The sequence below is a fragment of the Nocardioides xinjiangensis genome (assembly GCF_017916455.1).
GTDB lineage: Bacteria > Actinomycetota > Actinomycetes > Propionibacteriales > Nocardioidaceae > Nocardioides > Nocardioides xinjiangensis.
The window spans coordinates 1,931,144-1,948,139 of sequence record NZ_JAFMSY010000001.1 but is presented as its reverse complement, the minus strand read 5'-3'; the positions used below and the strand labels follow the sequence as shown (position 1 = coordinate 1,948,139).

The window sequence follows — 16,996 nt, the reverse complement described above, 5'->3', positions numbered from 1 at the left end:
GCGGGTTCCTTCGGATCGGGGTCGATCGGGGTCGGGTCGATCGGGGTCGGGTCGATCGGGTGGGGGTCAGTTCCAGCTGAGCTGCGAGCCGCCGACGCGGTCGGCCTCGATCTGCTGCTGGTAGCCGGACTCGAGGTAGCTGCGCATCGGGTCGGCGGGCAGGCCACGCTCCTCGCGCCACGCCGCCAGGTCGGCGCGGACGTCGGTGTAGAACGCGTCCATGAAGACCTGGTTGGCGAGCAGCACGTCGCCGGCCGAGCGCGCCGCGTCGAGCGCCTCGGTGTCGAGGAGCAGGGCGCGGGCGGTCATCTCCTGCACGTTGAGCACCGAGCGGATCTGGCCGGGGATCTTGTCCTCGATGTTGTGGCACTGGTCGAGCATCAGCGCCACGTCGTTGGGGCTGCCGTCGGCCTTGGCGCCGAAGCCGCCGCCGCGGATGACCTCGACCATGATGCGGAACAGCTGGAACGGGTCGGCGGCACCGACGATCAGGTCGTCGTCGGCGTAGAAGCGGCTGTTGAAGTCGAACGAGCCGAGCTTCCCGAGCCGCAGCAGCTGCGCCACGATGAACTCGATGTTCGTGCCCGGCGCGTGGTGGCCGGTGTCGAGGCACACCAGGGCGCGCTCGCCGAGGGCGGCCACGTGGGCGTACGACGTGCCCCAGTCCGGGACGTCGGTGTGGTAGAACGCCGGCTCGAAGAACTTGTACTCCAGCACCAGGCGCTGGTCCTCGGAGAGCTGGTCGTAGATCGTGCGCAGGCCCTCGGCCAGCCGGTCCTGCCGGGCGCGCATGTCGCCCTGGCCCGGGTAGTTCGTGCCCTCGGCCAGCCAGATCTTCAGGTCGCGCGACCCGGTCCGGTTCATGATCTCGATGCACTCGAAGTGGTGGTCGATGGCCTTCTGGCGCACCCGCGGGTCGGTGTGCGTGAGCGCGCCGAGCTTGTAGTCGTCGTCCTGGAACGTGTTCGAGTTGATGGTGCCCAGCGCGACGCCCTGCTCCTTGGCGTACGCCGAGAGGGCCGCGTAGTCGTCGACCTTGTCCCACGGGATGTGCAGCGCGACGGTCGGCGCGAGGCCGGTGAAGCGGTGCACGGCGGCCGCGTCGGCGATCTTCTCCTCGACGCTGCGGGGGGTGCCCGGCGAGCCGAACACCTTGAAGCGGGTGCCGGAGTTGCCGTAGGCCCAGGACGGGACCTCGATGGCGAGGTCGCCGAGCCGGTCGCTGATCTGGGAGAAGGAAGTCATCACTGGTCCTGGCTGGAAGTGGAGCTCGTGGTGGAGCTCGTACGGGTGGAGTCCTCGGGTCGGGTGGCCGAGTCGGGTCGGGAGTCGAGGGCGGCGAGCTGGTCCTCGAGGTGGAAGACCTCGCGGAGCTGCCAGAAGCCCTGGTCTGGGGGAAGGTCGAGGTCCTCGAAGAACTCGGCCATCTCGGCCTGCCACCGGGCGTTGACGTCCGTGCGCGCCATGCCCTCCTGGGCGGCAACGAGGTCCGGTGTCTCGAGGTAGCCGACGAGCAGGCCGTCCTCGCGCAGGAAGAGGGAGTAGTTGTGCCAGCCGGTGTCGGCGAGGGCGCGGAGCATGTCGGGCCACACGGCCGCGTGCCGCTCGGCGTACTCCTCCATCCGGTCCCGTCGGACCTGGAGGGTGAAGCAGACGCGATGCATCGCGTGGTCCTTCCCGGTTGGCCGTGGGGACCGGACGCCCGCTCGTCGCGCGGGCGGGCGTCCGGGCCCGGGGGTCCGACTCAGAAGTCGAAGTCCCCGATGTTGTCGGCGTTGAAGGTGAACGGCTCGCCCAGCAGGACGACGCCGTCGGCGTCGACCTCGAACTCACCCAGGTCGCCGGCCTCGAAGGTGTCGCCCTCCTCGCCGGAGATGTCGCCGTTGGCCAGCGCGGCCGCGGCGTACGTCGCGAGGGCACCGAGGTCACCCGGGTTCCACAGCGCGAACGCCTCGACCGTGCCGTTCTCGACGTACTCGCGCATCTGGTTCGGGGTGCCGAGACCGGTCAGCGCGACCTTGCCCTTGTACTCACTGTCGGAGAGGTAGCGGGCCGCGGCGGCGATGCCGACCGTGGTCGGGCTGATGATGCCCTTGAGGTCGGGGTGGTTCTGCAGCAGCGCCTCGGTCTGGTCGAACGACTTCTGGTCGTCGTCGTCGCCGTAGACCGTGTCGACCAGCTCGATGTTCGCGTAGTCGGGGTTCTCGGCGAGCTCGGTCTCCATCATCTCGATCCACGCGTTCTGGTTCGTCGCGTTGGCGGCGGCCGACAGGATGGCGATCTCGCCCTCGCCGCCGATCTGCTCCGAGATCAGCTCGAGCTGCTTGGCGGCGATGCCCTCGGCGGTGGCCTGGTTGACGAACAGGTCGCGGCACTCGGGGTTGGTGTCGGCGTCGAAGGTGACGATCTTGACGTCGGCGCTGCGGGCCTCCTCGAGCGCGTCGCACAGCGCCTCGGGGTCGTTGGCCGAGAGGATCAGGGCGTCCTGCCCCTGCTGGGCGACGGTGTTGATGTAGGACACCTGGGCGTCGGGGCTGGCGGTCTCCGGGCCGACCTCCTCCAGCTCGGCGCCGATCTCCTCCGCGGCCGCCTCGGCGCCGTCGGTGCTGGTGTCGAAGTACGGGTTGCCGAGGTTCTTCGGCAGCATCGTGATGCTCAGGTCGCCACCTTCGCTGCCGGACCCGGACGAGCCGCCGTTGCCGCCGTCGTCACTGCCGCAGCCGGCGAAGGCGAACGTCGCCGTCAGGGCAAGCGCCGCAAGTGCGGTGGTCCGCCTCTTCTGGAACTTCATCTGGTCCTACCTTTCGAGTGTTCAGACGCCGGCGGTCGCCGCGTCCTTGTCGGGGCGCGGTCCCGCAGGATCCGCTGATGCCTTGCGGGGCAGCCGCGAGCCGGCCCACCCAAGGACGCTGGGGAGCACCACCGAGGCCACGAGCAGCAGCCCGACGATGATGTTGGTGACGTTGACCGTCACGGACTCCAGGCGCAGGGCGCTGGAGATGACGCCGATCAGCACGACGCCGGCGAGCACGCCGTGCAGCCGGCCGCGGCCGCCGAAGATCGAGACGCCGCCCAGGAGCACCGCGGCGATCACCTGCAGCTCGTACCCGGTGGCGTTGTCGCCGCGGGCCGAGCCGTAGCGCAGCGTGAAGTAGATGCCGGCGAAGGCCGACACCACGCCGGAGAGGACGAAGAGGATGAACTTCGTCCGGGCGACGTCGACGCCGGTGAAGTGCGCCGCCTCGTCGTTGAGCCCGATCTCGTAGACGCCGCGGCCGAAGGTGGAGAAGTGCAGCAGCACCGTGAACGCGATCGCGAGCACCGCGAACGGGATCATCACCAGGGGAATGCGCGTCTCGCCGATCGTGTCGGTGGCGAGGTCGGCCCACGTGTCCGTGAACTGGGTGATGGCGGTGGTGCCCAGCAGGCCGACCGCGATGCCGCGGAAGAGCGCGAGCGTGCCGATGGTGACGGCCAACGACGGCAGTCCGACGTAGGCGATGAGGAAGCCGTTCAGGGCGCCGCACGCGAGCCCGGCCAGCAGGGCGAGGGCCGCGGCGGCCGGGATCGACATGCCGCTGTCGTGGAAGACGCCGAGCAGCACGCTGCTCAGGCCCATGATGCTGGCGACCGACAGGTCGATCTCGCCGGTGATGATGATCAGCGTCATCGGCAGGGCGATCAGCAGGATGGGCGCGATGTCCTGGAGCAGGAACTTCACGGTCAGCGGACCGTCGAAGTTCTCCACGTTGAGCGTCGCGTAGACGAAGACCGCGACGGTCAGCGCGATGACGGCGGTCTCGCGGGTCAGCAGCAGGCGCTTCCACAGCGGCGCCGAGTAGTCGGCGTACGTGCGGGTCGGCGCAGCCGGAGCCTGGGTCGCGGTGCTCATGAGTGGTCCCTCGATTCGGCGAGCTTGCGTGCTTGTCGGCGGGCGAGGACGCGGTCGAGGACGATCGCGCCGAGGATGAGCGCACCGACCACGGCGCGCTGCCAGAAGTCCTCGATGCCGAGGCTGGGCAGGGCCCGGTTGATGGTGACGAGCAGGAAGGCGCCGATCGCCGCGCCCCACACCGTGCCGCTGCCGCCGAAGATCGCGATGCCGCCGATGACCGCCGCGGCGACCGCCTGCAGCTCGATGCCGCTGCCGACGCTCGAGCTGACCGTGCCGTAGCGGGCGGTGTAGAGGGCGCCGGCGAGGCCCGCCAGCGCACCGCTGAGGACGAACGCGGCGAGGAGCCGGCGGCGCACGGGCAGGCCGTAGAGCACGGCGGCGTCGGGGTCGGAGCCGATCGCGTAGAGCTCGCGGCCACCGCGTGCGGTGTGGAGGTAGTAGCCGACCGCGGCCAGGACGACCAGCGCGAGGATCGTCAGCAGCGGCACCCCGAGCACGGACCGGGTGCCCAGCTGGAGAAACTCGCGCGGCAGGTCGCCGGCGTTGATCCGGTCGCTGCCGGCCCAGGTGAGCATGATGCCGCGGTAGATGTAGAGCGTGCCGAGGGTGATCACGAGGGCCGGTACGCCGCCGTACGCGACCAGCGCGCCGTTGACGAAGCCGAGGACGGCGCCGAGGAGCAGGCACGCCGCCAGCACCGCGACGATCGGGAGGTTGGGCTGCTCGATGAACAGCCGTCCGGTGAGGTAGGCGGTCAGCGCCATCACCGATCCGACCGAGAGGTCGACGTTGCGGGTGATGATCACGACCGCCTGGCCCACGGCCAGCAGCAGCAGGATCGACGGGTTGAGCAGGAAGTTGCGCCAGCCGTCGGCGCTGAACAGGAAGCCGTTGTTCTTGCTGGTCGCGAGGACCACGACGGCCACCAGCACCAGGAAGATCGACAGCTCGCGCGAGCGGAGGACGGTCGTGACCGCTCGGCGCGTCGGCGACAGGCGGCTCGGCTCGACCAGCAGCGCCTCGCCGGCGGGCACGTCCGCGGTCTCGGGGCGCTCGACGTCGGTGTGGCTCATCGGGCGTCCTCCAGGTGGTGGGTGGCGGCGTGCATGACGGCCTCGGGGGTGGCCTCGGCGCGGTCGAGCTCCGCGGTGATGCGTCCCTCGCACAGCACGACGACGCGGTCGGCCATGCCGAGGACCTCGGGGAGCTCGGAGGAGATCATCAAGATGGCGAGGCCCTGGCCCGCCAGCTCGGACAGCAGGCGGTGCACCTCGGCCTTGGTGCCGACGTCGATGCCGCGGGTGGGCTCGTCGATGATCAGCAGCTTGGGGTCGGTGGCCAGCCACTTCGCGATGACGACCTTCTGCTGGTTGCCGCCGCTCATGGTGGCGGCGTTCATGTCGAGCGCGCTGGTCTTGACCTCGAGGCGCCCGGCCCAGGGGCCGGCCGCACGGTTCTCCATCGCACCCGTCAGCAGGCCGGCCTTGGCGATGCTGCGGCGGATGACGCCGGCGACGTTGCGGGTCACGGAGGAGTCGATGACGAGGCCCTGCTTGCGGCGGTCCTCGGGGATGAACGCCATGCCGGCGCGGATCGCCGACCGCGGGTCACGCGGTCGCACCGTCTTGCCGCTCATGGTCACGGAGCCGGAGTCGTAGGCGTCGACCCCGAAGACGGCCCGGGCCACCTCGCTGCGTCCCGCACCGACCAGCCCGGCCAGGCCGACGATCTCGCCGGCGCGGACCTCGAGGTCGATGTCGTGGAAGACGCCCGCGCGGCTGAGCCCGCGGACCTGCAGCACCGGCTCGCCGATCTCGGCGGCGACCTTCGGGAACAGCTCGTCGACGTCGCGGCCGACCATGAGGGAGACCAGCTCGGACGGCGTCGTCGCGTCGATGCGCCGGGTGTCGACGTAGGAGCCGTCACGCATCACGGTGACCGTGTCGCACAGCGCGAACACCTCGTCGAAGCGGTGGGAGATGAAGACGAGGGCACGACCCTCGTCGCGCAGGCTCCGAGCGACGGCGAACAGCCGGTCGACCTCGACCCCGCTCAGCGCGGCGGTCGGCTCGTCCATCACCAGCAGCCGCGCGTCGAGCGAGATGGCCTTGGCGATCTCGATGATCTGCTGGTCGGCGATGGAGAGCCCCTCGGCCGGCCGGCGGGGGTCGATCCGCACCCCGAGGCGCTCGAAGAGCCGCTCCGCCTCGGCGTACATCGCCTGGCGGTCGACGCGGCGGCCGCGGGCGAGGATCTGGCGGCCCATGAAGATGTTCTCGGTGACCGAGAGGTCCGGGAAGAGCGTCGGCTCCTGGTAGATGACCGCGACACCGGCCTGCTTGGACTCGGCCGTCGAGCCGAAGTCGACCGCCTCCCCGCCCAGCCGGAACACGCCGGAGTCGCGGCGGTGGACGCCGGCGACGACCTTGACGAGGGTGGACTTGCCGGCGCCGTTCTCACCGATGAGCGCGTGGATCGAGCCCGCGTCCACGGCGAGGCTGCCGGCGCGGAGGGCGACCACGGGACCGAACGACTTGGAGACGTCGCGCAGCTCGAGCACCGGTGCGGCGGTGGAGGTGGCGGGCATGGGCGTCCTTGCATTGAAAGGTTTCAGAACGGGATAGACCGTAAGTGGCGGCCATCACATCCGTCAAGCACCGACCGAACTTTTCTGTGACGTTTCACTCCTCACCCCCCGTCCACTACTCTCCGGAGGTCCCCTGAGGCCGAGGAGCCCGATGTCGAAGCGCAGCGCCACGCCCCGCAACGCGCGCCGCCCGTCCGTGAAGGACGTCGCGGAGCGCGCGCAGGTCTCCCTCGGCACGGTGTCCAACGTGCTCAACCGTCCCGACCGCGTCAGCGCCGGGACCCGCGAGCGCGTCGAGCGCGCGATGACCGAGCTCGGCTTCGTGCTCAACGAGACCGCGCGCCAGCTGCGGATGGGACGCAGCAACACCTTCGCCTACGTGATGCTCGACGCCACCAACCCGTTCTTCACCGACGTCGCCCGGGGCATCGAGCTGGCTGCCGAGAAGGCCGACCTGTCCCTGTTCCTGTGCAACAGCGACGGGCGCGACGCCCGCGAGCGGGCCCACCTCGAGCACCTGCAGCAGCAGCGGGTCGACGGCATCCTCATCACGCCGGTCGACCCGGAGTCGGCGGAGCTGGAGCGCATCACGCTGCAGGGCACGCCCGTGGTGATCGTCGACCGCGCCACCACTTCCGGCTCGTTCTGCTCGGTCACCGTCGACGACCGGCTCGGCGGACGCATGGCCATCGAGCACCTCGTCGATCGCGGCCACACCCGCGTCGCGTACGTCGGCGGCCCCGTCTCGATCGGCCAGGTGCGGGAGCGCTACGAGGGCGCGTGCGATGCGTGGCGGGACGCCGGCCACCGCGACACCGACCTCATCCACGTGCAGACCGAGGCGCTGTCGGTGGAGGAGGGTCGCGTGGCCGGCGAGCGGCTGGCGGGGCTTCCCAAGCGGGCCCGGCCCACCGCCGTCTTCTGCGCCAACGACCTGGTCGCCCTCGGGCTGCTGCAGCAGGTGATCTCCACCGGGCAGCGGGTCCCGCAGGACCTCGCCATCGTCGGCTACGACGACATCGCCTTCGCCGCGGGCGCCGCCGTGCCCCTCACCTCCGTGCGCCAGCCGCGCCAGGCGCTGGGCCGCACCGCCGCCGACCTGCTCATCGACGAGGTCAACAACCCCGACCACGAGCACCAGCAGGTCGAGTTCACCCCCGAGCTGATCGCCCGCGTCTCCACCCTGGGCTGACCGACGGCCGCGGTCGAGTGCTCCCGCGGTAGTAGTCGCCGCGTCAGTGCGCACGCGACCCCCGACGCCTGTGGACGAGCCGCGCGGAGGACCGCCGCGCCGGCGCAGACTGCGCCGATGGGGGACGCTCGCTGGACGGAGCTCGCACGGTCGCAGGCGGGCCTGCTGAGCCACCGGCAGCTGCGCGAGCTCGGGGTGTCGCGCGGCGAGGTCCGCAACCACCTGCGCGTCGGTCGCTGGGCCGTACGGTCCGGTGAGGTCGTCAGCACGACGACGGGCCCGCTCTCGCCCGACCAGGCGCTCTGGCTGGGGGTGCTCCACGGCGGCCCCAGCGCGATGGTCGGCGCGCTGAGTGCGGCGGCCGTGCGGGGGTTGACGCGCTGGGAGCGCGCCGACATCACGATCCTGGTCGCCAACCCCCTGAGCTTCGAGCCACTGCCGGGCTACCGCTTCTTCCGGACCCGACGGCCCTACGACGTCCTGCTCGGGTCGGGCGACCTGCCCGCGTGCCGCCTCGAGCCCGCGGTGCTCATGTTCGCCGCGCACGAACCTCGCCTGCGTACGGCGCTCGGTGCCGTCGCCGCCACGGTGCAGCAGCGCCTCACGACCGCCGACGCGCTCGTGGACTGGATCGACCGCCTGGCACCACTGCGCAGGTCGCGCGACCTGCGCGCTCTGCTCGCCGAGGTGAGCGACGGCGCCCACTCGATGGCCGAGCTCGACCTGCGAAGAGCGTGCCGGGACTTCGGCGTACGGCCACCTCGGTCGCAGAACAGGCGACGCGACAGCCGCGGCAGGACGCGCTACACCGACGCTGAGTGGCTGCTGCCGGATGGACGCGTGCTGGTGCTGGAGGTCGACGGCGGCTTCCACGACGACCCCCAGCAGTCCACGTCCGACCGACGTCGCAACCGGCGGCTCGGCAGCGCCCGTCTGCTCGTCGTGCAGTGCTCGGCGTGGGAGCTCCGGCACGAGCCCGCGGAGGTCATGCGCGACCTGATCGCGCTCGGCGTACCCCCCCTCGGTTGAGGGGTCCGCGCCTCGGCGGCTGCCACCTCATGCGCCCTCGACCATGCAGCACCGGCGTCGAGTGCGCAGTCCTGCGGCGACCACTACCGCCGGCGCACTCGACCGGGGGGACCGCGGGGAGTGGCGGACTAGTGCGCGACGCCGTACAACCGGTCGCCCGCGTCGCCGAGGCCCGGCACGATGTAGCCCTTGTCGTTGAGCTTCTCGTCGAGGGCCGCGGTGACGACCGTGACGGGGACGTCGAGCCCCTCGAGGCCCTTCTCCAGGTTCTCGGCGCCCTCGGGGGCGGCGAGGAGGCAGATGGCGGTGATGTCGTCCGCGCCGCGGTGCGTGAGGAAGCGGATCGCGGCGGCGAGGGTGCCGCCGGTGGCCAGCATCGGGTCGAGGACGTAGCACTGGCGGCCCGACAGGTCCTCGGGCAGGCGCTCGGCGTACGTCGACGCCTCGAGCGTCTCCTCGTTGCGCACCATGCCGAGGAAGCCGACCTCGGCCGTGGGCAGCAGCCGCATCATCCCGTCGAGCATGCCGAGCCCGGCGCGCAGGATGGGCACGACCATCGGCTTGGGCGAGGCGAGGCGCACGCCCGTGGTGGGGCACACCGGCGTGGTGATGTCCACCGACTCGACACGGACCTCCCGCGTCGCCTCGTAGGCCAGCAGGGTCACCAGCTCGTCGGTCAGCCGGCGGAACGTCGGTGAGTCGGTGCGCGCGTCGCGCAGGACCGTCAGCTTGTGGGAGACGAGGGGGTGGTTGACCACGTGCAGGCGCATGGGGGCCACCCTAGTGGCGGCGCTCGTTCCCGAACGAGACGAAAGAGGGTTGGCGCACCCCCGCCTTTCTGGGACATTGGACGGGTCCGCAGCGCGTGGGAGGTCGCGTCGATGTCCGAGCAGAACGGCGAGGTCGACTTCGCGCTGGTCGCGTTCCGCGAGGACGGCGTCTGGCAGCTCCAGGACATCGCGCCGCCGGCCTACGAGACGATCGACTCCCTGAGCCACGCGCTGCGCCAGGTCTCCGGCGACGAGGGCGCGGTCGGGATGGTCGCGGTCGACGAGGACTTCTTCGTGCTGGTCCGCGTGGACGGCCCGCGCACCCGGGTGCTGCTCTCCGACGTCACCGCCGCCGACGAGTGGGAGCTCGCGCAGTCGGCGATCGACTTCCTCGGACTGCCGCCGCCGGAGGACGACGACGTCGAGGTGCCCGCCGGCGACCTCGACCTCCTCGGCGACCTGGGCCTGCACGCCATCGACATGGGCGCCCTGCTCGACGACGTGGAGCTCTACCCCGACGAGATGCTCTCGGAGATCGCACGGCAGCTCGGATTCGGCGAGCTCTTCGACGACGCCGTGGGGCTCACGTCCGCATGACCCGTGCCACCCCCTGGGACGACGCCATGCGCCTCGCCCTCGCCGAGGCGCAGGCTGCCCTCGGCGCGGACGACGTACCGGTCGGCGCCGTCGTCGTCGACGAGGCGGGCACCGTCATCGGCACCGGCCACAACACGCGTGAGGCGCACGCCGATCCCACCGGCCACGCCGAGGTCGTCGCCCTCCGGAGCGCTGCCGCCGCGCGCGGCGAGTGGCGGCTCGCGGGCTGCACCCTGGTCGTGACCCTCGAGCCGTGCACCATGTGCGCCGGCGCCCTGGTGCTGGCCCGGGTCGACCGCCTCGTCTTCGGCGCGTACGACGACAAGCTCGGCGCCGTCGGGTCGCTGTGGGACGTCGTGCGCGACCGCCGGCTCAACCACCGGCCCGAGGTCGTGTCCGGCGTGCTCGCCGCCGAGTCCGCCGCGCTGCTCGACGGCTTCTTCGCGGGCCACCGGTCCCAGCCGCTGTCCCCGCCGCTGTCCCCGGACGTGCGATGACCGTCGTCCGCCGCGCGAGCGCGACCGACGCCGACGTGCTGGCCCGCCTGCTGTGGGACTTCAACACCGAGTTCGACACCGAGACCGACGACGTCGACGTGCTGGCCGCGCGCTTCGGTCGCATCCTCGGCCTGGACGGCATCGTCGCGGTCCTGGCCGAGGACGACGGACGGGCCGTCGGGTTCGCCCTGGTCAGCCTGCGGCCGGCCATCTGGTTCGACGGTCCCGTCTCCCAGCTCGAGGAGCTCTACGTCGTGCCCGATCGCCGCTCCCACGGCATCGGCACGCAGGTCCTCGAGCGGTGCCGCCGCCTCGTCCGCGAGCTCGGCTCCCCCGAGATGCACATCAACGTCGACGAGGTCGACGTCGACACCCGCCGGTTCTATGAGCGGCACGGCTTCGTCACGATCGAGGAGGGCACCGACTACCGGATGCTCTGCTACGTCGGCCCCACCCGGTGACGCGCGCGCCCGCCCGGGTAACGCCTCGGTGAGTGCACTCCCGCCCCGGTGAGGCGCGCCGCCGCCCGGGTAACGCCTCCATCTGTGCACTCCCGCCCCCACCGGTGCGGGCGGGAGTGCACGCTTCGAGGCGTTACCCGGGATCGGGGTCGAGGCGTTACGGGGGATGACGGGCCGCGGGGACCGGCCCGGCCGGAGCAGCCGGCCGTCGCGTCGGCCCGCTCGGCGGTCCACACGACCGGTCCGCTCGACCGGCGCCGGTTTCATCCTCGCGCGCTCCCTCCGGTAGCCTTCCCGGCGGTGACGTGTCCGAGCGGCCTAAGGAGAACGCCTCGAAAGCGTTTGTGGGCGCAAGTCCACCGAGGGTTCAAATCCCTCCGTCACCGCCAGCGGGGGAGCGACTTTTTGGAGTCGCTCCCCCGACCTTTTGAGCGAAGCGCCGCTCTCTGGCCCCAGATTCGAGGTCAGGGGCGGCGCTTCGTCGTTTCTGGTGGCGCTTGACGAACTGGATGCCCCGTTCGATGGGCCGGATCCCGGCCAGCCGCTGGCCGCTGAACTGTTGTGCGGGCATACCTGTAACCCGGATTGGTTGGTCCGGGTCTGTGGCGGTTTCGATGTAGTTGCGGTGCCGCGGCAGGGGTCAGGCGGCCTCGGGCAACTCGCCTGGTGGCGGGTCGGGTTCCGCGTCGGGGTCCTTGTCGCCGGGCGGGGTGCGCAACGCCGAGGTCAGGGGCGCGCGCTCGACCCACCGCTCACCAGCGGCATCGGTCTCGGCGGTGTGCAGGAACGTGCGGATCTTGGCAACGGAGGCCGCGGCCAGGAGGAAGGCAGCGAACAGCGACTGGGCAGCCTTGCCGCGCACGAGTCGCGCCTGAGGGTTGTCGAGAGCCTGTGCGGCGTGGGCCTTGGCGAAGCCGTGCACGCCTTCTTGTGCCTGACGCAGACGCACGTAGGTGGTGTGGTGCTGGACGCCTCCGTACATGAGGTCCTGCCAATACCGGTCGAAGGTTTCCTTGTCGCCGGGGCGGATCGTGATGGTGTCCTGCTTGCAGACCGGCGGGTGTTCGTCCCCGATGGTCTTGCCGGGGTTGATGGTTGGGCGTGCGTCGATGACGGACCCGTCGGGTTGCTTGGTGGGCCGGTCGCGCTCCGACTTGGGCTTGAGTGAGCACGCTGCGGTGGGGTTGGCGCCGGATGCGGGGCAGCCGAAGCGTTGGCTGCCGTCGTCGCGTCGTGTTTCCTTGCCGCGCAACGCGTAGGTCGCGCGCTGGTCGATCCGCTGCTGCCACTCTTCGTGGCTGATGCGCTGGTCCTTGTCGGGGTTTCGGCGGTCGACGGTGGCGTTGACGAGCGGTTCGGGCATGTGCGGGCAGAACCAGTTCCCTTCGACCATGGTGGCGCCGGTCTTGTGGGTGCCTTGGAGTCCGTGGTGCTTGGGCCCATAGCCCAGGACGGGCTTGTAGCCGATCTCTCGGGCGGCGGTCTGGAACTTCTCGGCCTTCTGGTCGGTGTAGAGAAGGTCTCCGGCGAGCCAGCGGACCGGGTACCCGGCCTGCTCGATGTAGGCGAAGATGCGCCGCGCTGCTCCGGCGGGGTCGACACCGGGGCGGTCGGTGGTCATCGCCAGCGGGAGAGCGGGCATGTACTGCTTGTCGCCGTGGTGGCAGTCGACGGCAACGAGCAGTGAGATGTCGAGGGCGTAGAAACTCTTGCCGAAGCCGCCGGTCTCGGAGTGGTCACCGCCGCGGCGGTAGAAGCCGCCGTCGGGGTCGGCTGAGCACTCTTCGTTCTCGACTCCGCGGCCCTTGGAGGAGAGCCTCATGGGGGTGCCGTCGATGCACGCGGAGCCCTTGTACTTGCGGCGGATGCGGCGGGGCAGGGTCTTGAATGCGGTCTCCAGTAGCCGGTTGCACACCCAGTCCAGACGGGCTTGAAGTTCCTGCTGCTCGGCGAGGGTGAGCGGGCGCGCCTTCTCTAGCAGTTCTGAGTAGGGCAGGTTCCGGTTCTTGGGCAGGACCGAGGGGTCGATGGTGCGAAGCATCCGCTGAACGGTGCGAGCGACCGCCCGCTCGGAGGCTTCGTCCCAGCGGCGGTCGGCGTCGCTGGCCTTGTCGTTGCGGGCCTGGTGGTGCGGGTGGGTTGGTCGGTTGGGGTAGGTGATGCCGAGCGCGTGGCGGGAGCGGTCGTTGATCTTGTGGAACAGCACGTCGCGGATGTTCGTCATCCACAGGTTCCCGCCGGTGGACGCGACGAGCCACATGGCGACGAGGATGGCGTGGAACGGAATGGTCTCCTTTCGGCCTCGTGTCTCCTTCGAGGCGTTGTGGTGCTCTTGCATGAAGTGGTCGATGCCCGAGCGCTTGATGAACGCCGACGCGGATTGAACGTGCGGGTCGATGTACTGCTCGTGGTACGCGCGGATGTCGAGGTCGTCGGCCTCCAATGCAGGCACTGGCGGCTGGATTGCGCGCAATTCCGTCATGGTGCCCGTAGGCACCTTGGGCCGGTGACTGCTCGCAGTGACGGTGGGGATGTCCGGCTTCTTCTCCTTGTTCTCTTTCGTCGCCACGGTCAGCCCCTCAGGCTTGCTGAGGCGTCGGCCTCGGTCTGCGGAGTGACGTAGAGCATGAGGCGGGTGAGGGCGTCGGTCGTGACGACGTCGGCGGCCTTCATGATGGTCGGGATCGGGACTCCGGCTTCCAAAAGCCTGACCTGCCAAGTCAGGCGCAGCCGCCGCTGGTTGATCCACTCAGGGGGCTCCGTCTCGTTCTGAGTGCGGCTTACCATCGAGTTGTGGCTGCCTTCGGACATCAGCGTGGTGCGTGAAGGCTCCATCAGCAGCGCCTCTGGGGCGAGGTCCTTACACAGGTCCCGCAGGACGTCCTCCCAGACACGTCGGCACGTCACGGTCCGCTCGGCGCCGTTGTGGATGTTGGTGATGCGGACGTGCACGCCGCTGTCGGTGATCTCGACGTCGCGACGGCGCGCCTCCATGAACTCGCCCGTCTGCATGCCGACCCCGAGCCCGGTCGCGAGCATGGCTGTCATCCGTCGGCGCCGCTTCGGGGAGCGAACGCCGGTCGCCCACACGTAGAGGGCGGCTTCTTGTGCAGGCGTTAGCGGAGTGACGGGAACGTCCTTGCTTCGTGCGGGCTGGTTTTTCTTGTCCCGGTACGTGACTCCCTTGAGTGCGGCGGCGATGAGGTTGAGTCGAGACTCGTAGTACCGCTGGGTGCCGTCGTCCGCGTGGTTAGCCATGTGCACGTGGTTGAACCGGTTCAGCGACCGCTGGGAGAACGCGTGCTCGCGTGTCAGCGGCGCGTTCTCCTCAGAGAGGAACCGCACCAGTCGCGTGACGATCGAGAGGGACGACCCGACCCAACCCTTCTCGATGGGCTGCGGAGCGATGAACAGTGCGTCGCGCACGACTTCCTGTACGAACGTGCGCTCGGCCTCGGGCAGAGCAGGCTGGCCTTTGAATCGTGTGATCTTCTCGTGTGCCATCTCCCGCGCGACCTCAGCGTCGGGATGGAACGGCAACCCACGGCCCGCCATCAGAACCCACCACTCGGGGTCCGGGACACGGCAGCGGCACCTGCGGCCATCCGAGCACGTTGCGAGGTGAGCACGCCACCGGTCCGAGGGCCAGTCCCCTGCGGCGTCAGCGGGCAGCGAACCGACGAGACCAGTCTCGGTCCACTTGATGGAGTAGTCGGCCCGCGACGGCCGACCACGACGCCCGCCGTCGCCCCGTGACGGCGCACAGGACGGAGGATCGAGTGAGGGTAGGTCTGGGTCGGCGAGTCGTAAGTAGCGCTTCGCCTGGGCAGGCTCGGGCACGGGTTCTCCTGGGTGACACCGACCCGGAGGAGCCTCGTGTTAGGGCACAGGCGTTGCCGGGTCGAACTACGGTGTGCCGGGTCTTCCGGCGCACCTTCGGTGTCGTCCCAGGAGCAGATGCATGTCGACGTCTTACCACACAAAGGGGACAGGTGTCGAACACATGTTCGACACAAGAGGAAGGCGGCGAGCGCCAGGAGGAAGGTCATGGGCTGGCTCTCGGAGTACTCCGGACGAACCTGAAACCGTTGTGCACGTAGATGTGGCCGTGTACCACACAGCATGTAGTTGAAGCGCACGAAGTGCCTCGTATGCGGGACCACACGTCATGTTGTTCCTACGGTTGCCCGGTGCCACGTCGTCCTGCCATCCGCGCTGAAGTTGTGCGCGGTCCACGTCGGCGTCTGCGTTATCCCGAACAGTTCGGCTACACCGATGACCCTCAATTCGTCGATGGCACTCCCCCGCACATCGTGGCTGCCGTGCTGGACCAGCACCGGCTCGCTCAAGAGGTGCACTCGAAGATGCGGCGCGATGAACTGGGTTGGGACTTCATCGCTGAGCAACTCGACATCTCCGAGGAGCAGGCCCGGCGGCTACTGCGAGGGGAGTCAGAGTTGTCGCTGGCGCGCATGCATCAACTCGCGGCCGCCATCGACCGACAACTCCACGTCACCGTCGACCCCTTGACCGGACCGTCCGGCAACTCCAGAGGCGCCCACCCCGGCAGGAGCGACCGATGAGCCCGACCGACCCCTCCACATCCCTCATGCCAGTCCCTGACGCCGGTGGCGCCCCGACCCATACCGGCGACACCGCCGAGCCGTACCAGGTCATGCCCGCGCTCTCCGACGAGGAGTTCGCAGCGCTCAAGGCCAGCCTGCGCGAACACGGCTGCTTGGTAGCGATCGAGTACGACGAAGACGGAAACGTTCTCGACGGTCACCACCGGCTTCGAGCGCTCCGCGAACTCGGAGTGACAAATCATCCCCGGGTCATCCGAGCCGGGCTCGGCAGCCACAGCGAGAAGGTTGCCCACGCACTGGCCCTGAACGTCCACCGCCGCCACCTGACACCGACGCAACGCTTTGAAGCGGTGATGCGACTGCGGGACGCTGGGTGGAGCGTGCGGCGCATCGCCTCAGCGACCGGCATCCCCAAGAGCACCGTGGCACGGGATGTCCAAGGCGCACCCGATCGGGGGCCGGACGCCGTCGTCGGGGACGACGGCCGGACGTACCAGGCGCGCAGACCTAAGAGGCCTGCGAGCGTGTACGTGCACTCCGATCACCAGCACCGCACCGCACAGACGGCGCTCGATGACCTAGGTAGCGAGGTCCCCGCGCGGACGCTGGACCTGCGCGGGCTGGAGCGCCTCCGGCGGGCCAAGGTGGCTGAGGATTCCCGCAAGGCGCTCCACGACCGGCCCGGCATCGCGGACCTCCCCGGACGGGTGGACATCCGGCACTCCAGCATCGCCGACCTCGACATCGCTGCGGGCAGCGTGGACCTCATCCTCACCGACCCGCCCTACATGCAAGCAGACTTCGCCACCGGCGGACCATGGGACCTGCTCGGCAGCCGCGCCGCGACGTGGCTCAAACCGGGTGGCCTCCTGCTCGCCTACTGCGCGCACATCCACCTCGCACGAGCCATCAGCGTGCTCGCGCCCTACGAGGCGGACGGACTCGGATTTTGGTGGACGTATGCCGTCACCTTCCCCAACATCAACTCCGGCACCCAGGTCTGGTCACGCGCTATCACCCCCTCCTGGCGCCCCGTGCTCGCCTACCGCAAGACAGGCGGCTCCGGCGTGCCCCGCTACACGTCCGACCCCGTCACAGGCGACGGGAAAGAGAAGGACTCCGCTCACCCGTGGCAGCAAGGCGTTCAGGAAGCAGCCACGTTCATCGAACGCCTCACCACACCCGGCGACCTCATCGTCGACCCCTTCATCGGGTCAGGGACCGTCGCAGTTGCTGCCCTGGCGCTTCCTGACAGGCGCTTCATCGGCGCTGACATCGAGCCGGACTATGTGGCGCTCGCCCAGCGCCGGGTCGCCGCGGCTCAGGCCGCGCCTACAAGCGAGCCGTAGCAACTGGCCGCCGCAGCGGCCAACCGGCGTCAG

General features: G+C 70.0%; 16 protein-coding genes and 1 tRNA gene. 8 read left to right on the top strand and 9 right to left on the bottom strand.

Annotation, left to right across the window (positions count from 1 at the left end):
- Positions 1-66: 66 nt before the first annotated feature.
- The 6 genes from rhaI to J3P38_RS09135 all read right to left on the bottom strand — a co-directional run bounded on the left by rhaI (position 67) and on the right by J3P38_RS09135 (position 6,482).
- A complete protein-coding gene (gene rhaI / locus J3P38_RS09160; RefSeq protein WP_210439457.1) occupies positions 67-1,245 on the bottom strand; it encodes an L-rhamnose isomerase in 1,179 nt (392 codons plus the stop codon).
- Positions 1,245-1,664: an L-rhamnose mutarotase gene (locus J3P38_RS09155; RefSeq protein WP_210503360.1), complete on the bottom strand. Its 420-nt coding sequence runs from the start codon at positions 1,662-1,664 to the stop codon at positions 1,245-1,247. Before J3P38_RS09155 ends, rhaI begins: the two co-directional genes overlap by 1 nt.
- A gap of 80 nt (positions 1,665-1,744) precedes the next feature.
- On the bottom strand, positions 1,745-2,791 hold the full coding sequence (gene rhaS, locus J3P38_RS09150) for a rhamnose ABC transporter substrate-binding protein (protein WP_210439455.1): 1,047 nt from the start codon (positions 2,789-2,791) through the stop codon (positions 1,745-1,747).
- Between the two features lie 21 nt (positions 2,792-2,812).
- Entirely contained in the window at positions 2,813-3,892 is a 1,080-nt protein-coding gene (locus J3P38_RS09145) for an ABC transporter permease (RefSeq protein ID WP_210503359.1), read from the bottom strand.
- A complete protein-coding gene (locus J3P38_RS09140; protein ID WP_210503358.1) occupies positions 3,889-4,968 on the bottom strand; it encodes an ABC transporter permease in 1,080 nt (359 codons plus the stop codon). Before J3P38_RS09140 ends, J3P38_RS09145 begins: the two co-directional genes overlap by 4 nt.
- Positions 4,965-6,482 carry a sugar ABC transporter ATP-binding protein gene (locus tag J3P38_RS09135; RefSeq protein WP_210503357.1) on the bottom strand — a complete coding sequence of 506 codons (1,518 nt, stop codon included), beginning with the start codon at positions 6,480-6,482 and terminating at the stop codon, positions 4,965-4,967. Before J3P38_RS09135 ends, J3P38_RS09140 begins: the two co-directional genes overlap by 4 nt.
- A gap of 151 nt (positions 6,483-6,633) precedes the next feature.
- Here J3P38_RS09135 and J3P38_RS09130 point away from each other — a divergent pair, with 151 nt between their 5' ends.
- Together J3P38_RS09130 and J3P38_RS09125 are read left to right on the top strand one after the other, a co-directional pair.
- Positions 6,634-7,674: a LacI family DNA-binding transcriptional regulator gene (locus J3P38_RS09130; RefSeq protein ID WP_210503356.1), complete on the top strand. Its 1,041-nt coding sequence runs from the start codon at positions 6,634-6,636 to the stop codon at positions 7,672-7,674.
- Between the two features lie 117 nt (positions 7,675-7,791).
- Positions 7,792-8,703 carry a PDDEXK family nuclease gene (locus tag J3P38_RS09125; protein ID WP_210503355.1) on the top strand — a complete coding sequence of 304 codons (912 nt, stop codon included), beginning with the start codon at positions 7,792-7,794 and terminating at the stop codon, positions 8,701-8,703.
- 128 nt (positions 8,704-8,831) lie between these two features.
- Here J3P38_RS09125 and upp read toward each other — a convergent pair whose 3' ends face one another.
- Positions 8,832-9,473 (bottom strand): uracil phosphoribosyltransferase, encoded by a 642-nt coding sequence (gene upp / locus J3P38_RS09120; RefSeq protein WP_210439448.1) that lies wholly within the window; start codon positions 9,471-9,473, stop codon positions 8,832-8,834.
- A gap of 111 nt (positions 9,474-9,584) precedes the next feature.
- Between upp and J3P38_RS09115 the strand changes: the two genes are divergently transcribed.
- The 4 genes from J3P38_RS09115 (at position 9,585) to J3P38_RS09100 (ending at position 11,417) form a co-directional block, all read left to right on the top strand.
- Complete coding sequence (locus tag J3P38_RS09115; protein WP_210503354.1) at positions 9,585-10,070, top strand: tRNA adenosine deaminase-associated protein; 486 nt, start codon at positions 9,585-9,587, stop codon at positions 10,068-10,070.
- Between the two features lie 26 nt (positions 10,071-10,096).
- Positions 10,097-10,567 (top strand): tRNA adenosine(34) deaminase TadA, encoded by a 471-nt coding sequence (gene tadA / locus J3P38_RS09110; RefSeq protein WP_210440721.1) that lies wholly within the window; start codon positions 10,097-10,099, stop codon positions 10,565-10,567.
- Positions 10,564-11,028 (top strand): GNAT family N-acetyltransferase, encoded by a 465-nt coding sequence (locus J3P38_RS09105; protein WP_210439446.1) that lies wholly within the window; start codon positions 10,564-10,566, stop codon positions 11,026-11,028. Before tadA ends, J3P38_RS09105 begins: the two co-directional genes overlap by 4 nt.
- A 299-nt stretch (positions 11,029-11,327) precedes the next feature.
- Positions 11,328-11,417: transfer RNA gene (locus J3P38_RS09100), tRNA-Ser, on the top strand.
- Between the two features lie 251 nt (positions 11,418-11,668).
- Here the strand turns inward: J3P38_RS09100 and J3P38_RS09095 are convergent.
- On the bottom strand, positions 11,669-13,597 hold the full coding sequence (locus J3P38_RS09095) for a hypothetical protein (RefSeq protein ID WP_210503353.1): 1,929 nt from the start codon (positions 13,595-13,597) through the stop codon (positions 11,669-11,671).
- Between the two features lie 2 nt (positions 13,598-13,599).
- Positions 13,600-14,532, bottom strand: a complete 933-nt coding sequence (locus J3P38_RS09090; protein WP_210503352.1) for a site-specific integrase — start codon at positions 14,530-14,532, stop codon at positions 13,600-13,602.
- A 686-nt stretch (positions 14,533-15,218) separates the two neighbouring features.
- Here J3P38_RS09090 and J3P38_RS09085 point away from each other — a divergent pair.
- Together J3P38_RS09085 and J3P38_RS09080 are read left to right on the top strand one after the other, a co-directional pair.
- Positions 15,219-15,611, top strand: a complete 393-nt coding sequence (locus J3P38_RS09085; protein ID WP_210503351.1) for a hypothetical protein — start codon at positions 15,219-15,221, stop codon at positions 15,609-15,611.
- Positions 15,608-16,963 carry a ParB/RepB/Spo0J family partition protein gene (locus J3P38_RS09080; protein WP_210503350.1) on the top strand — a complete coding sequence of 452 codons (1,356 nt, stop codon included), beginning with the start codon at positions 15,608-15,610 and terminating at the stop codon, positions 16,961-16,963. Before J3P38_RS09085 ends, J3P38_RS09080 begins: the two co-directional genes overlap by 4 nt.
- Positions 16,964-16,996 lie beyond the last annotated feature (33 nt).